The sequence below is a fragment of the Enemella dayhoffiae genome, assembly GCF_002250625.1.
Lineage (GTDB): Bacteria > Actinomycetota > Actinomycetes > Propionibacteriales > Propionibacteriaceae > Enemella > Enemella dayhoffiae.
Genome location: NZ_NMVQ01000001.1, coordinates 424,895 through 444,228 on the forward strand (window position 1 = coordinate 424,895; position 19,334 = coordinate 444,228).

Consider the following 19,334-nt stretch of genomic DNA (forward strand, 5'->3'; position numbering starts at 1 on the left):
GGCCGGGACCGTCGCCGCCTCCCGGGTGGGACTCCGGCCGCCTCTACGATGAACGGGTGATGCCCGAGCCCCTTCCCCTCGCTGCGGTCGTTGCGCGACCTGCTCGGAGGGCGTGGGGTCGGGGTGCGGTTCCCCTCGACACGGCCACGTGGGGGGTGATGGCTTCGACAGGTTCAGCCACCGTGCGGGTGGGCTCAGCCACCATCAGGCTGGTGCTGGTGCTGCTGCTGGGTTTGGCGGGGCTGCTGGCGCCGCTGGGTACGCCGGCGCGTGCCGACGACGAGGCCCAGCCGGTGGCGATCACCATCGAGGGGATGGAGCCGGCCCTGCCGGACCGCAACGGCACGATCACCCTGCGCGGGACGGCGACCAACAACTCCGGCGAACCGCTGAGCGGGGTGCAGGCGATCTTCTGGCGGGACCAGTCGCCGATCACCGACAACAGCGCGTTCGCCTCCACCCTGGCCTCCAGCCCGACCCAACCGTGGGGGTCGCGGGTGTTCGACAAGGTGGGGGCGTACCAGGACCTGACCACCCAGCAGCGGCTGACCATCGCCCCCGGCGAATCGGTGCCCTTCCAGGTGCAGGCGCGGGTCGCCGACCTGGAACTGCCGCGCACCGCGGGGGCGTACCTGATCGGGGTGCACGTGCTGGGCCGGGTCGGCCGCAAGGCCAACGCGACCATTGGCCGGGCCCGGCTGCTGGTGCCGCTGCCGCGAGAGGGCAGCAGCGCCCAGCCGACGCCGATCCCGACGGTGACCGCGGTGCTGCTGTCCAGCCGGCCGGCGATGATCGCGCCCGGCCTGTTCGCCGACGACCACCTCAGCGAGGAGCTGTCCGCCGGCGGTCGGCTCACCCTGCTGCTGCGCGCCGCCCGGCGGCAGAACGTGTCCTATCTGGTCGACCCGTCCCTGCTCGACGAGGTGACCGCGATGGCGTCCGCCGAGGGCTATCAGGTCCAGCAGTCCGACGGCCGGACCGCACCGGGCGGCGGCAGTCAGGTGGCCCGCCGCTGGCTCGACGAGTATTCCCAGCTCAACGTGCTCGAGGGGTTCCGACTTCCCTACGGCACCCCCGATCTGTCCGCGCTGGCGCACCAGCGGATGGATGCGGTGCTGGCGCGTACGGCGGCCGCCACCGATCGGCCGAGCCGGGTCCGGGACCTGCCGCTGATCGCCTGGTCCCGCGACGGGACGGTGGCCCCGGACACCCTGCCGGTCTGGGAGAAGACCGGGGCGTCCGCGATCCTGGCCTCCAACGCGCAGACCAGCCAGGCGCTGCTGAAGGGCCCCGGACAGATCCCGCTGGTCAGCTACAACCCGAACCTGTTCAACGGCGGCCCGGGGCCGGATCCGCGCACCACCGGGGTGCACCTGCGCCAGCGACTGCTCGCCGAGAGCTATCTGGATTCGTTGAACAAGCGGGGTACGCCGAATGTGCGGGTGATCAGCACCGGCGCCCAGGCGAGCGCCGACCTGGCCTCGGATGCCCCCTGGGTGCAGCGGCAGAGCCTGCGCACCCTGATGGACGGACGCCCGGCCGAGTGGTCGGGGGAGCTGGCGTACCCGCAGTCGGCGGCCGCCGCCGAACTCAGCCCGTTGCAGGGGGCCGCGCTGACCGACCTGCAGAACTCCTACGCGGCGTACGCCGACCTGGTCGTCGACCCGGAGCCGATGAACGTGCGCGCCGACGCCGCGGTCGCCCGGGCCGCCAGCAGCTGGTGGCGTGGGGACCAGGCCGGTTTCGAGACGTTCACCCGGCCGCAGCTGCGGCAGGCCTCCGCCCTGCTCACGGGCAGCACGATCACCCTGAACGTGCAGAAATCGGTGATCATGTCGGGGCAGAGCGGCTCCTTCCCGATCACCCTGGTCAACGGGTTGAACGAGGCCGTGCACGTCACCGTGGAGTTCGACTCCGACCAGCCGCAGCGGCTCAGCATCCCGCCGCAGCGCAACATCACCATCGAACCGAACCGGTCGGTGACGGTGAACATCCAGCCCCGCGCCGCCGGAAACGGCCCGGTTCGGGTGATCGCCCAGCTGACCACCCCGAACGGGACGCCGCTGGGCCGCCGGACCGCGCTCAGCGTCGAGGCGACCAACCTCGGCTTCGTCGGTTGGATCATCGTGGTCGCCTCCGGCATCGTGCTGCTCGGGGCCACGGCGTTGCGCATCCGACAGGTACGCCGGGAGCGGCAGGCTGCGCACAGGGACCAACCGGCCCCCGAACCCGACGAGTTGACCGAGCACCGGACGCCGAAGGTGATCGAGATCGACCCCCTGCCCGAGGAGGAGGTGCCGAGTGAGCGACACCGCTGAACGCAGCGACCAGGTGGCGACCCGGCGACTCGTCTCGGCCGGGGCACTGATGGCGGGCGGGACGATGATCTCCCGGGTGCTCGGGTTCGTCCGGGTGGCGCTGCTGGCGTTCGTGCTCGGCAACGGCACCAGTCAGGCCGACGTGTACGCCGTGGCGACGATGGTGCCCACCGGGTTGTACATCCTGTTCGCCGGTGGCGCGCTGAACACCGTCCTGGTGCCCCAACTGGTGCGGGCCGCCAAGAAGGACCCCGACGGGGGTGAGGCGTACACCAACCGGATCATGACCGCCTTCTTGCTGATCGTCGCGGCGGTGACGGCGTTGGTCACGGTGGCCGCGCCCCTGGTGGCGCGGATCTATTCCGACGACTCGTGGCGCGCGCCGGACATGGTGGAGCAGTATCAGGCGCTGCTGCTGCTCACCTATCTCTGCCTGCCGGAGATCTTCTTCTATGGCGCCTTCTATCTGCTCGGGCAGGTGCTGAACGCGCGCGACCGGTTCGGGCCGATGATGTGGGCGCCGATCGCGAACAACGTGGTGCAGATCGCCGTGCTGGGGGTCTATCTGGGGATCTGGGGTACGCAGGACCGGCTGGCCTTCTCCTCGCCCCAGCTGTGGCTGCTCGGCGGCGGGCACCTGCTCGGCATCGTGTTGCAGGCCGGGGTGATGGTGTGGGCGCTGCGCCGGATCGGCTATCGCTATCGGCCCCGGTTCGACCTCAGGGGCACCGGGCTGGGGCACACCTTCCACCTCGCCAAGTGGACCCTCGGGTTCGTCCTGGTCAACCAGATCGTGCTCGCGGTGATCACCCGGCTCGCCACCTCCGCCACCTCCGGTGGGATGGGTGCCGGCGCGACGGCGTACAACAACGCCTATCTGATCTTCGTGCTGCCGCACTCGCTGATCACCGTGTCGCTGGCAACGGCCATGCTGCCGTCCGCATCCCGGCTGGCGGCCGACGGGGATCTCGGCGGGGTGGCCCGGGAGACGAGGCGGACCGTCAAGCTGACCACCACGGTGCTGCTGCCGGCCGCGGCCGCGTTCATCGCGCTCGGGCATCCGATCAGCCGACTGCTGTTCGGCCACGGGTCGGGCGCCGAGGACGCCGACTTCGTCGCCTGGACGCTGATCGCGTTCGCTATCGGGCTGGTGCCGTTCACCGTCCAGTACATCTGCCTGCGCGCGTTCTATGCCCTCGAGGACACCCGCGCCACCTTTGTCCAGCAGTGCCTGATCGCCGGGCTGAACGTCGCTCTGGCGCTGCTGCTGGTGGTGCCGCTGCACCGCGACGAATGGGTCGCCCCCGCGCTCGCCCTGTCCTATTCGCTGGCCTACCTGATCGGGGTCGCGGTCACCTATCAGCGGTTGATGAAGCGGCTGCCCGAGCTCACCCCGATGCCGGTGCTGCGGCACCTGGCCCGGGTGGGTCTGGCGGTGCTCCCCGGGGCGGTGGCGGCGTGGTACATCACCGATCGGCTGGACGGGTCGCTGCTGAAGCAGGTGCTCGGGTTGGCGGTGGCCGGGGTGGTCGCGGTGGGGTTGTTCCTGGGGTTGGCGAAGCTGCTGCGGATCACCGAGGTCACCTCGATGGTGTCGATGGTGCTGCGGCGGCGGCGTACGCCCGAGGCGGAGGGCGAGCGCCCCGCCGACGTGGGCGCCGACACCCCCGAGAACGAGGCCGTCCAGTCCGCTGAGCAGACCACCGTCCGGGCCGCCGAGACCGCGCGGGCTACGGTGCACGCCCAGGTGTCCGATGCGGCCGATCCCGCCCAGGCGGAGGAGCCGCCGGACCCGCTCCTCGACAACCTGGCGGACCAGGCGGACCTGGCCGAGGAGGATGTCGAGGACACCGCCGAGGAGGTGCATCCGATCCGAGCCCGGGCCGGACAGCAGCTCGGCAGACGGTACCGGCTCGAGGAGGTGCTGATCCGGCGGGCCAGCACGCAGACCTGGCGGGCGATCGACGAGGTGCTCTCTCGTCCGGTGCTGATCCACCTGCTGCCGCCGAACGGGGACAACGACGACCTGATGGGGATCGCCCGCAAGGCCGCGGTCGCCACCGATTCGCGGTTCCTGCGCGTGCTCGACGCCGCCTTCCCCACCGACGAGGACCACCTCCAGTCGGCGGACCCCGAGCACCCGGACGACCCGGGCGGCGCGGTCGAGCTCGGTCCCTACATCGTCTGCGAGTATGCCGCCGGCCAGTCGCTGCAGGTGCTGCTCGCCTCCGGGCCGTTGAGCGCGCTGGAGGCGGCGTGGCTGGTCCGCGAGGTCGCCGACGCGCTGAGCGGGATGCACGTGCAGGGGTTGTTCCACCAGCGCATCTCCCCCGACACGGTGATCATCACCGCCACCGGAAACGTGAAGATCGTCGGCTTCCTGCTCGAGGCGGAACTGCAGCCCAGCCACCACAAGATCGCGGCCGATGAGGAGCCGGAGACCGTCGACGTGATGGATCTCGGCCGGCTGCTCTATTGCACCCTGGTCTCCCGCTGGCCGGGCGGGCACGCCTACGGGATGGCGTCGGCACCCATCGACGCCGAGGGCCACATCCTCACCCCGCGGCAGGTGCGGGCGGGGGTGTCACCCGCCCTGGACCGGATCTGCGACCAGATCCTGTCGGATTCGCCGCGACACAAGGAGGTACCGCTGCGGACGGCGAGCGAGGTGGTGCAGGAGCTGAGCCGGGTGCTCGGTACCGCCGATGCGGCCCACGACCTGGAACGCCGGCTGCGCTATCCGGTGCCGGTGGTGCACGTGGACGAGGACGAGCCGCCGATCGCGCAGTCGCCGAGCTCGGCCTTCGCCGAGTTGGACACCGCGGCGATGCTGCGCGCCGACACCGGCGCCGCGACCGGTCCGCTCACCGATCCGGACGCGCCCACCGGGGCGTACCTGCCGATCACCCCGCAGACGCCCGACGACAACGAGCCGACCGTGGCCCGCGCCGTGCCGCAGCCGCCGGTGGCGGCCCCGCGGCGGCAGGAGAACCGGCGCTGGCTGGGCTGGCTGATCGGGCTGGTGCTGCTGGTGCTGATCGGCAGCCTGATCGCGGTGGCGTTGCGGCAGGCGCCGAGCGGTCCGGGCGCGACGGGTACGCCGAGTGCGCCGCCGCCGACCCCGACCCAGTGGCAGGTCGTGCGCGCGGCCGACTTCGACCCTCAGGGTGATGACCGGACCGAGAACCCCGCGGATGTACCGAAGGCGTACGACAACAACCCGGACACCGCCTGGCGGACGGTGAACTATCGCCAGGCCGACATGGGTGACAAGGACGGGTTGGGGATCGTGTTCGACCTCGGCGAGGTACGCCCCATCGCCCGCGCCGAGCTGGTCCTGGCCGGGGCGCCGACCGGGGTGGAGCTGCGCATCCCGGCCGACCGGCCCGAACAGGTCAGCACGGCCCCGACGGACAACGCGAACCAGTGGCGGCAGGTGGCCCGGGCGCCCGGCAGCCCGACTCAGGCCACCCTGGCCCCGACCCAGCCGGTGCGCAGCCGGTTCGTGCTGGTCTATCTGACCGAGCTGCCGCCGGACGGGTCCAACTTCCGCGGCGGGATCGCCGAGGCGAAGTTCTTCGGCTGAGCGCGACGGCGTTAGGCTGTCCCCTGACCCGCCGCCCTCCACCGACGAAGGACCACCCGTGACCGACGAGCGCACCGACCACGAGTTGCTGCGGGCGCACGTCGACGGGGACGAGGGCGCGTTCGCGATCATCGTCACCCGGCACAAGGACCGGCTGTGGGCGGTGGCGCTGCGGACGATGCGCAACCCGGAGGAGGCCGCCGACGCGCTGCAGGACGCGTACATCTCGGCGTTCCGGCGGGCGCACACCTTCCGGGGGGACGCCCAGGTGACCACCTGGCTGCACCGGGTGGTGGTTAACGCCTGCCTGGACCGGATCCGCCGCAACAAGGTACGCCGGGCCGAGCCGCTGCCCGAGGATCCTGACCGCGCGGCCGAGCTGGGCGTGGCCGACGAGTCGGACCAGCTGGAGGTCAAGGAGCGCCGGGCCGACGTGACCGCCGCGCTGGCCCAGATCAACGCCGACCAGCGGGCCGCGCTGGTGCTGGTGGACATGGAGGGCTATTCGGTCGAGGAGGCCGCCCAGATCCTGGGGTGCGCGGTCGGCACGATCAAGTCCCGGTGCTCCCGGGGCCGTGCCAAACTGGTACCCATGCTCGCCCACCTCCGTGAGGGCAGCGACTCGGGGGCGCGATGATCGGCCGTGAGGCAGATCACGGGGAACCAGGTGGCTGTCGGACTTCGTCCGATCCGCGTCGCCAGACCTGACGACCGCCCAGATCAACATGTGAGGACACGCCGTGAACGACGAAGTGAACGCATCGCCACAGATGACGTCCGCCGCCGGGCACATCTCGCTCGATGAGCTTGCTGATGCGGCCGAGCGGTTGCTCGCCGACGATCACGCCGCGCAGGTGCGCGCCCACGTGGCCGCGTGTACCCGCTGCGCCGAAGCGGAGACCGCCCTCACCCACACCCGGTCCGCCCTCACCGAGGAGCCGACCCCGGCCATGCCGGCGGCAGTGTTCGATCGGTTGAACCGGGTCGTCGAGGCCGAGGTGGAGCGGCGCCGCGCGGGTGGCAGCCAGGCGGAGGCGGACGTTGAGCAGGCTGCCCGGGCCAAGCGGTCGGTGGGCAACTTCGGTCAGCATCCCGACTTCGACCGGAAGTGGTCCCCGGAGCAGGTACGCCGCGGCGATCGGTTGTCGCGCTCGGAGTGAGGTGGGTGCGCGCCGCCCGGTGATCGGATTGTTGTCGATCGACGTTTGAACGGGGCCGGTGACAGGGCAGAATGGCGGCGAGACCCGTGCCCCAGGGAGCCCTATGAACAAGCCGCCGTCGTCCACCTCGGACCGCACCCTCTGGTGGGGTTTCGGCGTGCTCGCCGCGATGCTGGTGGCGAGCCTGATCGGGTTCGCGTGGTTGCCGCAGGCGCCGGTGGCGTCGGCGGATTCGCGCGCCGGCAACCCTGGGGTGTCCGGCCCGGGCGGTTCGGCGACGCCGCGGCGTACGCCGACACCCAGCCCGACCCCGGAACCGCCGAAGGTGACCGACCCGGCTGACGCGCCGATGTACCGGATGGAGTTGACCCTGTCCGCGTGCCCGAGCTTCACCCCGCGCAAGGGGGTCGTGCCGCGGGCCGAACTGCGGCCCTACCTGGAGTCGATCATGACGTGCCTGGTGGCCAGCCATCAGGACTCCCTGCAACGGGCCGGTCTGCCGACGGTCGCGCCGAAGCTGGCCGAGGACGACAAGGTGGGCGACTCGCCGTGCTCCGGCCCTGAGGAGCCGCCGACCGGCTGGGCGGCGCTGTACTGCTCGGGGAACAACACGATCTACTACCACCCCGAGTGGAAGCCGCAGCACGGCCCCTACGTGGGTGTGATGGCGCACGAGTATGCCCACCACCTGCAGTGGCTGACCGGGATCCTGGACGAGGTTCACGAGCGCGAGGCCAAGGCGAAGACCGAGCCGAACGGACAGATCAAGGCCAACGAGGTCTCCCGGCGGACCGAGCTGCAGGCCCAGTGCATCGCCGGTGCGGTGCTGAACGGTGGCTGGAGCCCGCTGCGGTCACGCGAGGTGTACGACGAGTTCATCGAGGGCACCAGCACGATGAACCCGGAGGGGGCGGCCACCCACGGCACCGGCCGGGCGAACAACCGCTGGATCGCGGCCGGTGGGACCAGCGCGGGTCCGACGCATTACAAGGCGTGCAACACCTTCACCGCGCCCGCCGACCAGGTCGACTGATCCCACGTTGGCTGAACCTGTCGAAGCCGTGCGTTGGCTGAGCCTGGCGAAGCCTGGCTGAGCCTGGTTGCGTCCGGTGGTTGGGGCGGAAAGGGCGTCCCGCCCACCTCGCTGGCGGTCTGGGTTTGTGCTGCCGCCGGTCTGGTCTCCAGCTCGGTACGCCCGACCACGCCCCGACGCCCTTTCCGCCTCCACCGCCTCAGCGCCCAACGTCCAGTTTCCAGGCCTACGGTGACTGAGCTTGTCGAAGCCATCTGGCCAGCGGAACGTTGGCTGAGCTTGCGAGGAAGGAGCGAGTCGAAGCCTGTCGGGAGGCTGTGACTGGAGTGGCCAAAGGTTTTCAAACTTTTTCTGCCCACACAGCCATTTCGGGCCGCTTCCGGGGTCGGACTGTCAGACCCGGCTGATGTACTTGAACCATGAGCACAGCAGCCGACACCCCCACGGTGATCACCGCGGTGTCGATGCTGCCCGAGCTCGACAACCTCGCATTGCTCACCGACGAACAAATCCTCGCGTTGCTGGACCGTGCGGACGCGATGGCCGCCGCGGTCGCCGCAGCGCGTGCGAAGGTGATCGCGGAGACCGAGCAGCGCGAAGCCGCCGAACGAACCCACCTGTGCTCCACCGCCACCTTCCTCACCCGGCAGCATCGGCACAGCAGCCGCGAGGCACGCCGGATCGTGAAGCAGGCAACGATTCTGTTCGGCCGCTTCAACCTGATCGCCGCGGCGGCGTGTGCCGGGCTGCTGTCCGACAGCCAGGTCCGCGGAATCCTCACCGGGCTGCAGAACCTCCCCGACACCCTGTCGGCCGAAGAGGTGCAGCAGGCCCAAGAGCTGATGGTCGGGTTCGCCGCCGACTTCGCCCCCGACGACCTGCGCAAACTGTCGCTGCACGTCCGCCAGACGATCGATCCCGACGGCACCGACGCCGTCGAGGCCGCCCGCCTCGAGGCCGAACGGCTGCAGGCCGAGAAGAACCGGCGGCTGTCGTTGGCGCCGGATCATCACGGCTCCTACATCCTGGCCGGCAAACTCCCCCTCGCTGATGGTGAAGAGTTGGCTGCGTTGTTGAAGGCGCACGAGTCGGCGCTGTGGCGAGTGGTCACCGAAACGGATGCGGTCGCGCCGACCCGGGCGCAGCTGCGGGCGGATGCGTTGATGATTCTGGTTCGCCGGGCCACGAAGGTCGGGGACGCACCCCGCAACGGTGGTGATCGTCCGCGGATCTCTGTGCTGGTGTCGTTGGAGACGTTGCGCACGGGTCTGGGTACGGCTCAGGTGTCGTGCGGGGAGCATCTGTCGGCGACCGAACTCCGACGGCTGGCGTGCGATGCCGACATCCTGCCGGTCGTGATGAACGGCAAAGGGGTTCCGATGGAGGTCGGCACCCCGCAGCGGCTGGTCACCCCAGAGATCCGTGCGGCATTGGTCGCGCGGGACAAGGGGTGTGTGTTCCCCGGGTGTACGCATCCGCCGGAGGACTGCGAGGCCCACCACATCCAGCCGTGGTGGGCGCTCGGCCCGACGAAACTGTGGAACCTGGTGCTGCTGTGCCCCCACCACCACCGCCAGGTCGAACCCGCCCGCGACCGACCCTGGAATGCCGACAACCCCGACCGCTGGGCCATCCGCCTCGACGAAGACGGCCTCCCCTTCGTCATCCCACCGACGTGTTTCAACGCAGACCGCACGCCACGCCGTCATGCCCGCTTCCGAATACCCCGACCCTGTGACCCCAACGCTCCCTGAGCTGAGGAGCTCCAGCGACGAGTCGAAGGGGTCCCCCTAGGCAGGCCGAGCTACTCGGGGAACGTGTGGGATCCCATCCGCAGGCCGGCCTACTCGGGGAACGTAAGGTGTGGATGCGCGAATCGGGGCATGACCGGTGAACGACTGGCGCGGCTGAGCCTGCGCTTCGACGCGGCGTACTGCATTGTGGTCGGCCTGGTGGTGGCCGCCTCGTCCTCATTCGCCTCCGCAGCCGTTGCGCTGCCCATGCCGCTGCTTGTCGGGATCGGTGGAATCACGGCGCTCTGGGGTGGTTACGTGTGCCACGCCTCGGCGACCCGACCGATCCGGGCCCGGACGCGGCTGGTCATGATCGCCGACCTGGTCGCCAGCGCCGGCCTGGCCCTGACCGGCGCCCTCGCCGGGACGACGGTGCTCACCCTGGCGACGCTCGCCCTGGCGGTGGACGTGGCCGCCTTTGCGGTCAGCCAGGGTGTCGCACTGCGCCGCCTGAGCATCGACGGCTCCCCGGGCGCGGCTTCGGCAGGCTGATCCCGAGCTACCGAGAACGAGCGCCTCGCAAGCTCGCTCAGCCAGCGTGGGGGTGGCTTCGACAGGCTCAGCCGACGTGAGGGCTCAGCCGGCGTGGGTGGGGCCGGGAGGGCGCTTGGTGGGGCTGACGGGGTCGGTGGCTTCGGCCCAGAGTTCCGCCTCCGCCTGGGCCCGGCGGTTCTGACGGACCATCAGAGCGCCGATCACTCCGATCGACCCGGCGAGCAACACGAAGACCCGTTTCATGCGTCAAGGCTACGGGGCGGGCCAAGGGCAGTCTACGGTTGGTCGCATGAACGAGGGCGCTCGCCACCTGCCGGCACGAAGACTGATCCAGGTGGCACTGACCGCCAGTTGCCTCAGCCTCACCCTGCTCACCGGCTGCGGGAAACCCCCGGTCGCCAGCACGGCCACCACTCCGCCGCCCGCGCAGTCTCCCGCTGCGCAGGCGCCGCGTGGTCCGGGGGCGGAGTCCACCCCGCACGAGCCCGGCCCGCTCGATCCGCCGACCGAGCCGCCGGAGGGGGACAAGTTCACCTTCGACCAGGCGGCCCGTTACAGCGACGGGGTGCTGGTCGAGGTCTCCACCATCACCCGGGCCAAGGCAACCCCGCAGCAGCACGGGGCCGAGGGCACCGAGGGCAGCATCGCGGTGGCCGAGATCTTGATCACCAACCAGTCCAACAAGCCCTACGACACCGCGCCGATCAAGGTCTGGGGCTATTACGGTGACGTCGGCGCCCCGAAGATTCTCGACGACAGCAAGAAACTCGGCGACTCCTTCCGCGGCGTGGTCCAGCCCGGCGGTCAGGCCAGGGCGACCATGGGGTTCGCCATCCCGTCCGAGGCGATGAACGACGTGACGATCATGATCGACGCCGGCGCCCCGGACAAGAGCGCCGTCCAGTTCAGCGGACCGGTGCCCTGACGCCGGATCAGCCCCCGGTCGCTCGCCGTTGCGCGATCGCGGCGAACCCGAACGCCGCCACCCCGTAGTCCCAGTTGGCCCCCCGGGGCACCGCCAGATAGCCGGTGCGCGGCAGCAACGGTAACGGGATGGTCGGTCCCGAGATCTCCGGCAGCAGCCAGCGCCCCTCCCGGTCCCGGTGCACCGCCGCGGTCACCGCCGTCAACGCCTGGTCGGCCGGCTCGAGGAACTCCCGCCCCAGCAGACCCAGGCGTACGCCGTCGAACCAGCCGGAGGCCGCCAGCGCGGCGGCCGACAGCTCCCGATAGGAGGGCTGACTGAGCAGGGTGTTGAACGCCCCGTCGATCCGCTGCCGCGACCGCATCGCAACCGCTGTCCGCTGCAGGATCGCCGCGATCCGCTCGGCCCGCGGATGGTCGGTGCCGATCGCCTCCACGATCATCGGCAGCGAGGCCAGCACCCACCCGTTGCCGCGCCCCCAGAACACCCCCGTTGGATAGGCGGCGCGACGCCCGGCCCACCACGCGTGCGCCCACAGGCCGGTGTCCGGGTCCTGCAGCAGCGCCGCGTACTGCTCCGGCTGCCGTGCCGCGAGCTCGACCAGATCGGACTCCCCGACGTCCCGTCCGCGGATCGCTGCGAGCACGCCGAACATCATCAGACTGTCCACCCACACCGACCGCGGATAAAGCCGCCCGATCGCGCTCGGTCCGAGGTGGTTGGTGGCGTCGTCGACCAGCCGGGGCTCATGCCGCAGATAGTGCACCACCCGCTCGGTGAGCGCCTCCAGTTCTGCCGAACCGGTCCGGCGGGCCATGGCGTGAGTGACCAGCCCCGGCGCCGCCATGTCGGACTGGTCGACCCGCGGCGGGTGATCCAGGTAGTGCCGCACCCAAGTGTTCAACCACCGTTCGAATCGCGACACCCCGGCGTACCGGTCCAGCTCGGTGAGCGCGTAGCCGAGCAACGCCGGACCCCAGGTCCACTTGCGGATCCGGCCCGCGGCCAGATCCCGGTCGGTCAGGTCCGCACACAGCGCGATCGCGGTCTCGAGCGGGTCGGGTCGGTTCACCACTGCTCCCTGGTTCGTCGGGGCCAGTCCAGTCGCAAACCCCTTCCGGCATAGGAAATTTCGATCATCTCGGGTTCCCGGGGGACGCTGCCGAAGTCGCACTCCAACCTTGGGTACGCCGTCTCCAGCGGACTTCCGTCCAGCAGGGCGGGTCCACCTCTGGCGAGGGCGAGGGTGCGCCGACCGCGGGCCGCGGCGGCCTCAGGAAGGTGCCAGGTCGCCAGTCGACGGGACAGGAGAAGCCTCCCCGCCGCGACCGATCGCGCGAACCGCGTCAACTCACCCGACTCGGCCACGTCTGAGCAGAGCACCCCCCAGCCGGTCAGCTCACCCTCCTGGATGAACTCGTTGGATCCCTGCTGGCGCAGCGGTTCCGCGGAGCGTACGCCGATCAGCGACTCCCCCTTGCGGCCGCACACCCAGTCGCCGCCGACCAGCACCTCATCGAAACGTTCGGTGGGGAACCACAGGTGGCTGAACCGCAACCGCTCCGGCTCCAGATAGCCGCGACGCCCCGCCAGGTCGTGCACCGCCAGCACCGCGTTGTCGTGGGCGATCACGTCCGGGTTGCGGCCGTTGCCCACCCAGTATGCCGGGGAGAACCCGCGCGCGGTGTCGTCGAACATGGGCGCCCCGGGGTGGGTGGCGAACACGCTGACGTCGCCCGGCAGGGTGGCCTGCCACAGGTGCTGCTGGTCCCCGAATTCCCTGGGGTGATAGCGCTGTGCGGCCGACAGCATCCAGTGCGCGGTCCGATGGGTGAACACGCACGATCGCTGGATCGCCACCCCCTGGGTGGCCGGGTTGAGCACGCGCACCAGCGCCGGCAGCAGTCCGGTGGGGGCGAGCGGGGCGAAGGGGGCCAACGCCGCGAGGAAGGAGTTGCTGCGCAGGCCCCAGCGGGTGAACAGCGCCATCGTGTCGTTGATCGACTCGGGAGTGGTGAACGCTTCCATCAACCAGAAGAACAACCCCCGTCGTTCGACGTCACCCCCGACCCGGGCGGCCACCTCGGGCAGGTCGAGTCCGTGACTGACGCGGATCTCGTGATCCGCTGTGCTGGTGGCGATCGCGCGGATCACCTCGGGCACCTGGTAGCGCTCCCGGAGGACGAAGGTGGCCGACAACCGGTTCGGGTCCGGTTCTCCCGGGCCCTTCGACAGGCCCTGGGAGCCGAAGGCGGAACCCAGGATCTCGTTCACGTCCGCGGCCGCCGGGTCACACTTCTGCGCCTCATAGCAGCGCCCCGAACTGGCGACGAATCGGCCGTCGAAACGGTGCAGCGCCAGATCCAGCAGCAACAGGTCGAGCACCATCGTCGCCTCGGATCGCAGCCACTCGTCGGGGGCGTGGTCGACCAGCAGGGACAGCGGGGTGATGTCCTCCTCATAGTAGGTGTTGGACAACCACTCGGTGAACCCGAACCGGAACCGGTCGGCGAGCCAGACCCGCAGCCGGTCGGCGCCGCGCTCGGCGCGGGTCCGCCCCAGCACCGGGAGGTTGCCGAAGACCGTGTCCGGGAACAGGTTTCCGGCCAGGTATTCACACACGGCGAAGATGCACTGGTGGTTCTCCGACCAGAAGCACATCGAGTCGTCACCGGGCTCGTCCATCCAGTACCTGAAGCCCAGGATGGTGGCGTCGACCCTTTCTCGGGTGGTGTCCGACAGCAGCTCGGGCCAGGCGTACCGGACCTTGAGCAGGGTGACCATGCGGAAGTCGGCGCAGTCGATCCGGGCGTCGACGAAGTCGCACAGGGCCAGCAATCCGGCTTCGTCGCAACGACGGCCAGCGGCCAGGTCGAGGATGCCCGGCCAGCTGGCGCCGGTCATCTTCACCGCCATTCCCGGATCGTCGCCGCCGACCGGTCGGGTGGCTGATTCCGTTGCTCCGCTGATTTTCCAGTCGCTCATCGTTGCTCCACGTTGTGGGGGTCGCCTGCACCACGGCGTCGGGACAGCTCCTCGGTCATCCGACGGCAGGTGGCGATGTCCAGCGGATAGCGCCGGGAGACGAACCAGGCCACGGACAGCAGCGAGAACACCCCGATCAGCAGGATCAGCCGAATCCCCCACACCGCCGAGCCGGGCTGCTCGGGCGGGAGCTGGCCGGCCGTCGGAACCCGGTAGTGGGTGAGGTGCAGCACCAACCCGATCACCTGGATGGTGATCGCCGCGGCGATCCCGCGGGTGAACGTCATCAGGCCCCCGAAGGAGCCCGCATCACGCAGTCCGGTGGTCAGTTCCGCGGCGTCCAGCACGTCGGGAAAGATCACCCAGCTGAGCAGTTGGGCACCGGCCATGCCGATCGCCAGCAGGGCCGCTGCGGCGTACACACCCCAGGGCGGTCCGCCGCTCGGATAGAGCGCCACCACCCAGATCGCGACCAGCGCGAGCGGCAGCCCGGTTCGATAGATCCGGTGCTTGCTGACCCGCTTCACCAACTGGTTGATGATCGGGAAGGCGAGCAGGTTCACCGCGATGAAGGTACCCAGGAAGACGGTGGCGTTGATCCCCCGCACGACGTTGGCCGAGAAGTAGAGGATCACCGCCGAGATGATGTCCATCGCGATCGCCTGACACAGGTACATCCCGAGCAGGACCCGGAACGCCGGAAGCCGAAGCGGTGCGGCGAATCCGGCGAAGAAGCGGAACTCCTGCGATCGTGGTGGCAGGGGTACCCGCTCCCGGCAGAACACGCCCACCGCCAGCACCAGCACCGTGAACACCACCCCGAAGCCACCGACCAGGGCCAGGTGCAGCCCGTGGGCCGACAACGACCCGTTCCGGTACGCCTGCACCAGCTGGGTGGCGACCAGGGTGATCGAGGCACTCGCGACGGTGGAGCAGAGCAGGCGCAGCACGTTGACCCGGTTGCGGATCGCCGGGTCGGTGGTGATCTCGGTGCTCAGCGAGGCGTACGGCACCGCGATCGTCGTCTGGATGGAGTTGTAGACGATGTAGGACCCCATCGCCCAGGCCGCCAGCCCGAGCTGCCCGGACACCGGCGGGGTCGGCCACCAGAGCAGCGCCATGCCACCGGCGAGCAACAGACCGCCGACGATGATCCACGGCCGACGGCGCCCGAGCCGGGTCCGGGTGCGGTCGCTGAGCGCCCCCGTCAGCGGGTCGTTGATCGCATCCCACAGCTTGGCGACGAGGGCGGCGGTACCGGCCAGGGCGGGGTTGAGGCCGACCACGTCGGTCAGGAAGACGAGATAGAGCACCGCGATCAGCGAGGAGGCGCCCCCGGCGAACATGTCACCGGCGGCGAACACGCCCCGCTCGAAGCGGCCCGGGCCCGGGCGGTTCACCGGTTCCACGGCTGCTCCCGGGGGCGTACGCGGGTGGTGTCGGGGTCAATCCCTTCGACAGGCTCAGGGAACGTGGGGACGGGCTCAGGAAACGTGGGGAGTGATTTGGGTTCGACGAGGATCAGGTGATCCACGCGGAATTCTTCACCGGGGCGCTGATCCCCGCCCTCGCGGCCGCGTACCCCGAGCAGCAGGCCGACCACCAGCACCGCGAGCAGCAGCGCGCCACCGAGCACGGAATCACCGGCGTTCTCCAGCACCTGCAGCTGAGCCGTGCCCGGCTGACCGGCCAGCGCGAACTGCGACACGGCCATGCCGATCAGGGTCATGTTGGCCAGCGCCAGCAGCACCCGGACGTAGTGCGGCATGGTCCGGCTGTGCCCGCGGGTGACCGCATATTCGGTGAGCTGGCGCCAGAGCAGACCGACCAACAACAGCCCGCCGCCGCCGGTGAGCTGGAAGATCGCCGCCAAGGGTTCATCCAACACATCGCGGAACTCGTGGACCCGTCCGACCAGCAGCAGCGAGGCGATCGCCAGCCCGCGATCGGCGGTCAGCCTGCGGGTGACCAGCAGCCCGATCAGCACCAGCACCGCCAGCAGCACCGAGGCGCTCACCACCTGACGGGTGTCGAAGCCGATCCGGACCCGCAGCAGCAACTGCCCGGTCATCAGGCCGATGCCGAAGACGGCGGCGAGAATCGCCGGCGCGGTACGCCCCCGCCGCGCCCACCAGACACCCAGGCCGATCGCCGCCAGCCCGCAGAACACCGCGCTCTGCGACTGGGCCCATTCCAGCGCCTGCTGCCGCACTCCGAACAACGAGAGGAACAGCGACAGGAAGAGCGTGCCGAACACCGAGGCCCCCAGGATCAGCGCCAACGGCCACGAGGTGCGCGACCAGCTGCTGCTCAGATCGTCGGCATCCGTCGGTACGCCCGGCGCCCGGCCGCCCGGTGCGAGGCGGAGCACCAGCAACCCCGTGAGCGCAGCGACGAGCACATAGCCGGTGGCCCAGGCCAACCCGGTGAGGTCCATGTTCACCTCGGTCAGCGCCAGCTGCACCTCGCGGGCGACGGCCCCCAGCACCACCGCCGACAGCAGGCTGCCGCCCACCATGGCGCGCAGCCGCGGCCTGGGATCGGGGCCGGGCACGGCCTCCCACACGCCGCGCGCGGTCCAGGTACCCAGGGCGATCGCGATCTCGGTCATCGCCGCGCCGGCGAGCAGGGCCGAGGGGGTGGTGATGATCGTCAGCAGGCTGGTCCAGTAGCCGAGCAGACCGAGCCCCCAGTTGTTCAGCGACACCCCGAAGAAGAATGGCGCCAGCAGCCGCTGCAGCAGCACCGCGCCGATCAGCAGCACCGCGACGACGAACTCCCACAGGCTGAACGGCCGCCGGCGGCGCCACAGCGCGAAGGCGAGCAGCAGCACCAACACCACCCCGGTGAGAATCAGGCCCACGCCCTGGCCACCGGGCGTACCCCCGAGCACCACCAGCAGGATCAGCCCCAGCGGCACCTGCACCCGCCAACCCGCGTGAATGGCGGCCACGTAGCCCAGACTGAGACCGACGATTGCGGCCAGGACCAGGAAGGGTGCGGTCACCCAGGGCAGCGAGAGGTCCGCGTCGGCGACCAGGTCGATCGCACGCAACCGCGGCGCCGCCAGCCCGAGCAGGGTGAGCAGGGCGTACAGTCCGACGCTGATCCCGACCAGCCAGCGGAAGCCGACCGGCCAGGGGTGGGCGCGGTTCTGCTTCAGGTGCCCCTCGCGGATGGGGTCGACGAAGGTGCGGAACAGGATGAAGCGAACCACCTGCCACAGCTTGATCAGCGTCTCCATCAGCGAATCCACCAGACGGTCAGGTCCGCATCCGGTTGGTCGATCAACCACACCCGGTCAGCACCGAAGTGCAGCCGCGCCCCGCTGGTGAGCTTCGCGTCGACGGTGATCCGGCGCAGCTCGGCGCCGGTGTTGTCCACCTGGCGCAACGCACCCGATTCCAGCACCCACCATCCGGCCCGGTCCGACACGGCGTCGAGCACCCCCGGCAGCTCGGCCACCACCTCACTGGTGGCGGTGCGCAGCAGGATCAGGCCCTTATCGGTCTGCATCGCCACGACACGCGGATCGGGACCGGGGGTCAACCGGCTGGGGCGATCGCCATAGCCGGCGATCGCGGTGCTCAGCGACTTGCCGGTGCTGGCCTCCATCAGCAGCATCGCACCGGTGGCGGTGCCCGCGAGCAGGGTGTCCCCGTCCCGGGCCAGCCCGACCAGCTCGTAACTCAGGTCGTCGTTGGTCCAACGCTGCTCACCGCTGTCGGCGGCCAGGGCGGCCAGACCGGCCCCACCCTTGCGCGCAACATAGACGGTGTCGTCCAGCACCCAGGGACGACCGGTCACTCCGTCGTCCACCTCGGCGCTCCAGATCCGGCGGCCGTTGGCGAGGTCGTACGCCTCCACGCGCCCCGACAACGTCGCCAGCACGACCCGGTCCGGGCCCAGGGCGACGGCGCCCTGGGGTGCCAGGTCGCTGATCCGGTTGGACCACAGCCGGCGCCCCGAATCGGCGTACCCGACCAGACGCCGGTCGCTGGTGGTGACCACCACGGTGTCCCCGACCGCGGTCAGCCCCTGCACCGAGCCCCCGGGCAGCCCCCACCAGGTGGCGCGCAGGGAGTCCCCGACCACGCGATGGGCGGCCACGTCCTGGGTGAGCTGACCCACCGAGAAGGCGGTACCGCTGGTGGTCACCACCGGCAACCGCTTGCGGTCCACGTCCCGGCGCCACGGCTCGGTACCACCGCCGGGCCGATCCACCAGCACCTCGGGCCTGATCACCTGGCCGCTGACCGGCTCGAACGGAGCACGCTCGCTCGTGCCGCCGACCATCGGCCAGGCACCGCTGAACTGGCGGCGCGCCTGGCCGAGGGTGGGCGTACCGTCGACGATCCCGCGGTTGGGGCACCAGGTGGCGACATCGGTCCGCCGGGTCTCCGCCGACAGCCGCAGCCGGGTCCGGGACTCCACCACCAGACAGCCGTCGCCACCCGGACGCGCCGTGGACTCGTTGTCATATTCCCCCGCACCGTCGGCGGTGACGATTCGCCCGCTCGAGGACCACCGCTTCCCCGGTGCGACGTCGTCGGGGAGCTCGATCATCGCCGGCTCCAGGGTGATCACCTCGCGGCCATAGAAGGCGTGCAGGGATACGCCCACCGAGGTGCTCGAGCGCAGCGTGACCTGGGGCAGGTCAGCTTCCTCGGAGCCGCTGGGGGTGACCACCTCGCGCAACCAGGTCGCCCGGGTGGGGGCGCCGACCGGCCGGATGGCCCTGATCACCGAGGGGGGCACCGCCAGCACCACCGCGTTGCCGTCGAGGATCCCCGACTCCGCGGAGGCGGGCACCTGGTTGGTGCCGACCCGCAGCCGCTGCGGCTGGTCGGTGTCGGCGACGAAGCGGGAGGCGCCGCTGCGGCGCAGCTCGGAGCCGGGCGTGAAGGCGAGCAGGCTGAGCGGGAGGAGGGCGCACAGCAGCAGCACCGAGAACACGCCCGCCACCCAACCCCGCATGGCAGAGACTGTAACGAGCGAGCGGCCCGGAATATCGGCGGCCACGTCACGGTTCGGTATGG

The 19,334-nt window shown here is 70.5% G+C and carries 14 protein-coding genes; 8 read left to right on the top strand and 6 right to left on the bottom strand.

What is annotated here, in order from left to right:
* Positions 1-188 precede the first annotated feature (188 nt).
* The 7 genes from CGZ93_RS18700 (at position 189) to CGZ93_RS02110 (ending at position 10,382) form a co-directional block, all read left to right on the top strand.
* A complete protein-coding gene (locus CGZ93_RS18700) occupies positions 189-2,318 on the top strand; it encodes a DUF6049 family protein (RefSeq protein ID WP_176451597.1) in 2,130 nt (709 codons plus the stop codon).
* Positions 2,302-5,904: a murein biosynthesis integral membrane protein MurJ gene (gene murJ / locus CGZ93_RS02085; protein ID WP_094362463.1), complete on the top strand. Its 3,603-nt coding sequence runs from the start codon at positions 2,302-2,304 to the stop codon at positions 5,902-5,904. The genes CGZ93_RS18700 and murJ overlap by 17 nt, the downstream gene beginning before the upstream one ends.
* Positions 5,905-5,962: 58 nt before the next feature.
* A complete protein-coding gene (sigM, locus tag CGZ93_RS02090; protein ID WP_094362464.1) occupies positions 5,963-6,541 on the top strand; it encodes an RNA polymerase sigma factor SigM in 579 nt (192 codons plus the stop codon).
* A gap of 103 nt (positions 6,542-6,644) precedes the next feature.
* Positions 6,645-7,064, top strand: a complete 420-nt coding sequence (locus CGZ93_RS02095) for a hypothetical protein (protein WP_141211036.1) — start codon at positions 6,645-6,647, stop codon at positions 7,062-7,064.
* 103 nt (positions 7,065-7,167) lie between these two features.
* Positions 7,168-8,097, top strand: coding sequence for a neutral zinc metallopeptidase (locus CGZ93_RS02100; RefSeq protein ID WP_094362466.1), 930 nt, complete (start codon positions 7,168-7,170; stop codon positions 8,095-8,097).
* Positions 8,098-8,516: 419 nt separating this feature from the next.
* The gene (locus CGZ93_RS02105; protein WP_094362467.1) at positions 8,517-9,851 is read left to right on the top strand and encodes an HNH endonuclease signature motif containing protein; all 1,335 of its coding nucleotides are present in this window, start codon (positions 8,517-8,519) and stop codon (positions 9,849-9,851) included.
* A 129-nt stretch (positions 9,852-9,980) separates the two neighbouring features.
* Complete coding sequence (locus CGZ93_RS02110; protein ID WP_094362468.1) at positions 9,981-10,382, top strand: hypothetical protein; 402 nt, start codon at positions 9,981-9,983, stop codon at positions 10,380-10,382.
* Positions 10,383-10,466: 84 nt separating this feature from the next.
* Here the strand turns inward: CGZ93_RS02110 and CGZ93_RS18705 are convergent, their stop codons facing one another.
* Positions 10,467-10,628: a DLW-39 family protein gene (locus CGZ93_RS18705; protein ID WP_171196630.1), complete on the bottom strand. Its 162-nt coding sequence runs from the start codon at positions 10,626-10,628 to the stop codon at positions 10,467-10,469.
* 46 nt (positions 10,629-10,674) lie between these two features.
* On the opposite strand from CGZ93_RS18705, the gene CGZ93_RS02115 reads away from it, so the two are divergent.
* A complete protein-coding gene (locus CGZ93_RS02115; RefSeq protein ID WP_094362469.1) occupies positions 10,675-11,310 on the top strand; it encodes a flagellar basal body L-ring protein FlgH in 636 nt (211 codons plus the stop codon).
* A gap of 7 nt (positions 11,311-11,317) precedes the next feature.
* Here the strand turns inward: CGZ93_RS02115 and CGZ93_RS02120 are convergent, their stop codons facing one another.
* From CGZ93_RS02120 to CGZ93_RS02140, 5 genes are read right to left on the bottom strand one after another with little or no spacing between them, the layout of a single operon-like run.
* Positions 11,318-12,382, bottom strand: a complete 1,065-nt coding sequence (locus tag CGZ93_RS02120; RefSeq protein ID WP_176451598.1) for a glycoside hydrolase family 88 protein — start codon at positions 12,380-12,382, stop codon at positions 11,318-11,320.
* Positions 12,379-14,295 (bottom strand): hypothetical protein, encoded by a 1,917-nt coding sequence (locus tag CGZ93_RS02125; protein ID WP_141211037.1) that lies wholly within the window; start codon positions 14,293-14,295, stop codon positions 12,379-12,381. The genes CGZ93_RS02120 and CGZ93_RS02125 overlap by 4 nt, the downstream gene beginning before the upstream one ends.
* Positions 14,292-15,704, bottom strand: coding sequence for an MFS transporter (locus tag CGZ93_RS02130; RefSeq protein WP_094362472.1), 1,413 nt, complete (start codon positions 15,702-15,704; stop codon positions 14,292-14,294). Before CGZ93_RS02130 ends, CGZ93_RS02125 begins: the two co-directional genes overlap by 4 nt.
* The gene (locus CGZ93_RS02135) at positions 15,692-17,539 is read right to left on the bottom strand and encodes a hypothetical protein (RefSeq protein WP_094362473.1); all 1,848 of its coding nucleotides are present in this window, start codon (positions 17,537-17,539) and stop codon (positions 15,692-15,694) included. The genes CGZ93_RS02130 and CGZ93_RS02135 overlap by 13 nt, the downstream gene beginning before the upstream one ends.
* Positions 17,539-19,272, bottom strand: a complete 1,734-nt coding sequence (locus CGZ93_RS02140; RefSeq protein ID WP_094362474.1) for an outer membrane protein assembly factor BamB family protein — start codon at positions 19,270-19,272, stop codon at positions 17,539-17,541. The genes CGZ93_RS02135 and CGZ93_RS02140 overlap by 1 nt, the downstream gene beginning before the upstream one ends.
* Between the last annotated feature and the right edge of the window lie 62 nt (positions 19,273-19,334).

What these genes read in the sequence shown, in the direction of transcription:
- CGZ93_RS02125 (WP_141211037.1), bottom strand. Translation starts at nt 14,295, where the DNA reads ATGAGCGACTGGAAAATCAGCGGAGCAACGGAATCAGCCACCCGACCG.
- CGZ93_RS18705 (WP_171196630.1), bottom strand. Translation starts at nt 10,628, where the DNA reads ATGAAACGGGTCTTCGTGTTGCTCGCCGGGTCGATCGGAGTGATCGGC.
- CGZ93_RS02110 (WP_094362468.1), top strand. Translation starts at nt 9,981, where the DNA reads ATGACCGGTGAACGACTGGCGCGGCTGAGCCTGCGCTTCGACGCGGCG.
- CGZ93_RS02100 (WP_094362466.1), top strand. Translation starts at nt 7,168, where the DNA reads ATGAACAAGCCGCCGTCGTCCACCTCGGACCGCACCCTCTGGTGGGGT.
- CGZ93_RS02140 (WP_094362474.1), bottom strand. Translation starts at nt 19,272, where the DNA reads ATGCGGGGTTGGGTGGCGGGCGTGTTCTCGGTGCTGCTGCTGTGCGCC.
- CGZ93_RS02115 (WP_094362469.1), top strand. Translation starts at nt 10,675, where the DNA reads ATGAACGAGGGCGCTCGCCACCTGCCGGCACGAAGACTGATCCAGGTG.
- CGZ93_RS02105 (WP_094362467.1), top strand. Translation starts at nt 8,517, where the DNA reads ATGAGCACAGCAGCCGACACCCCCACGGTGATCACCGCGGTGTCGATG.
- CGZ93_RS02135 (WP_094362473.1), bottom strand. Translation starts at nt 17,539, where the DNA reads ATGGAGACGCTGATCAAGCTGTGGCAGGTGGTTCGCTTCATCCTGTTC.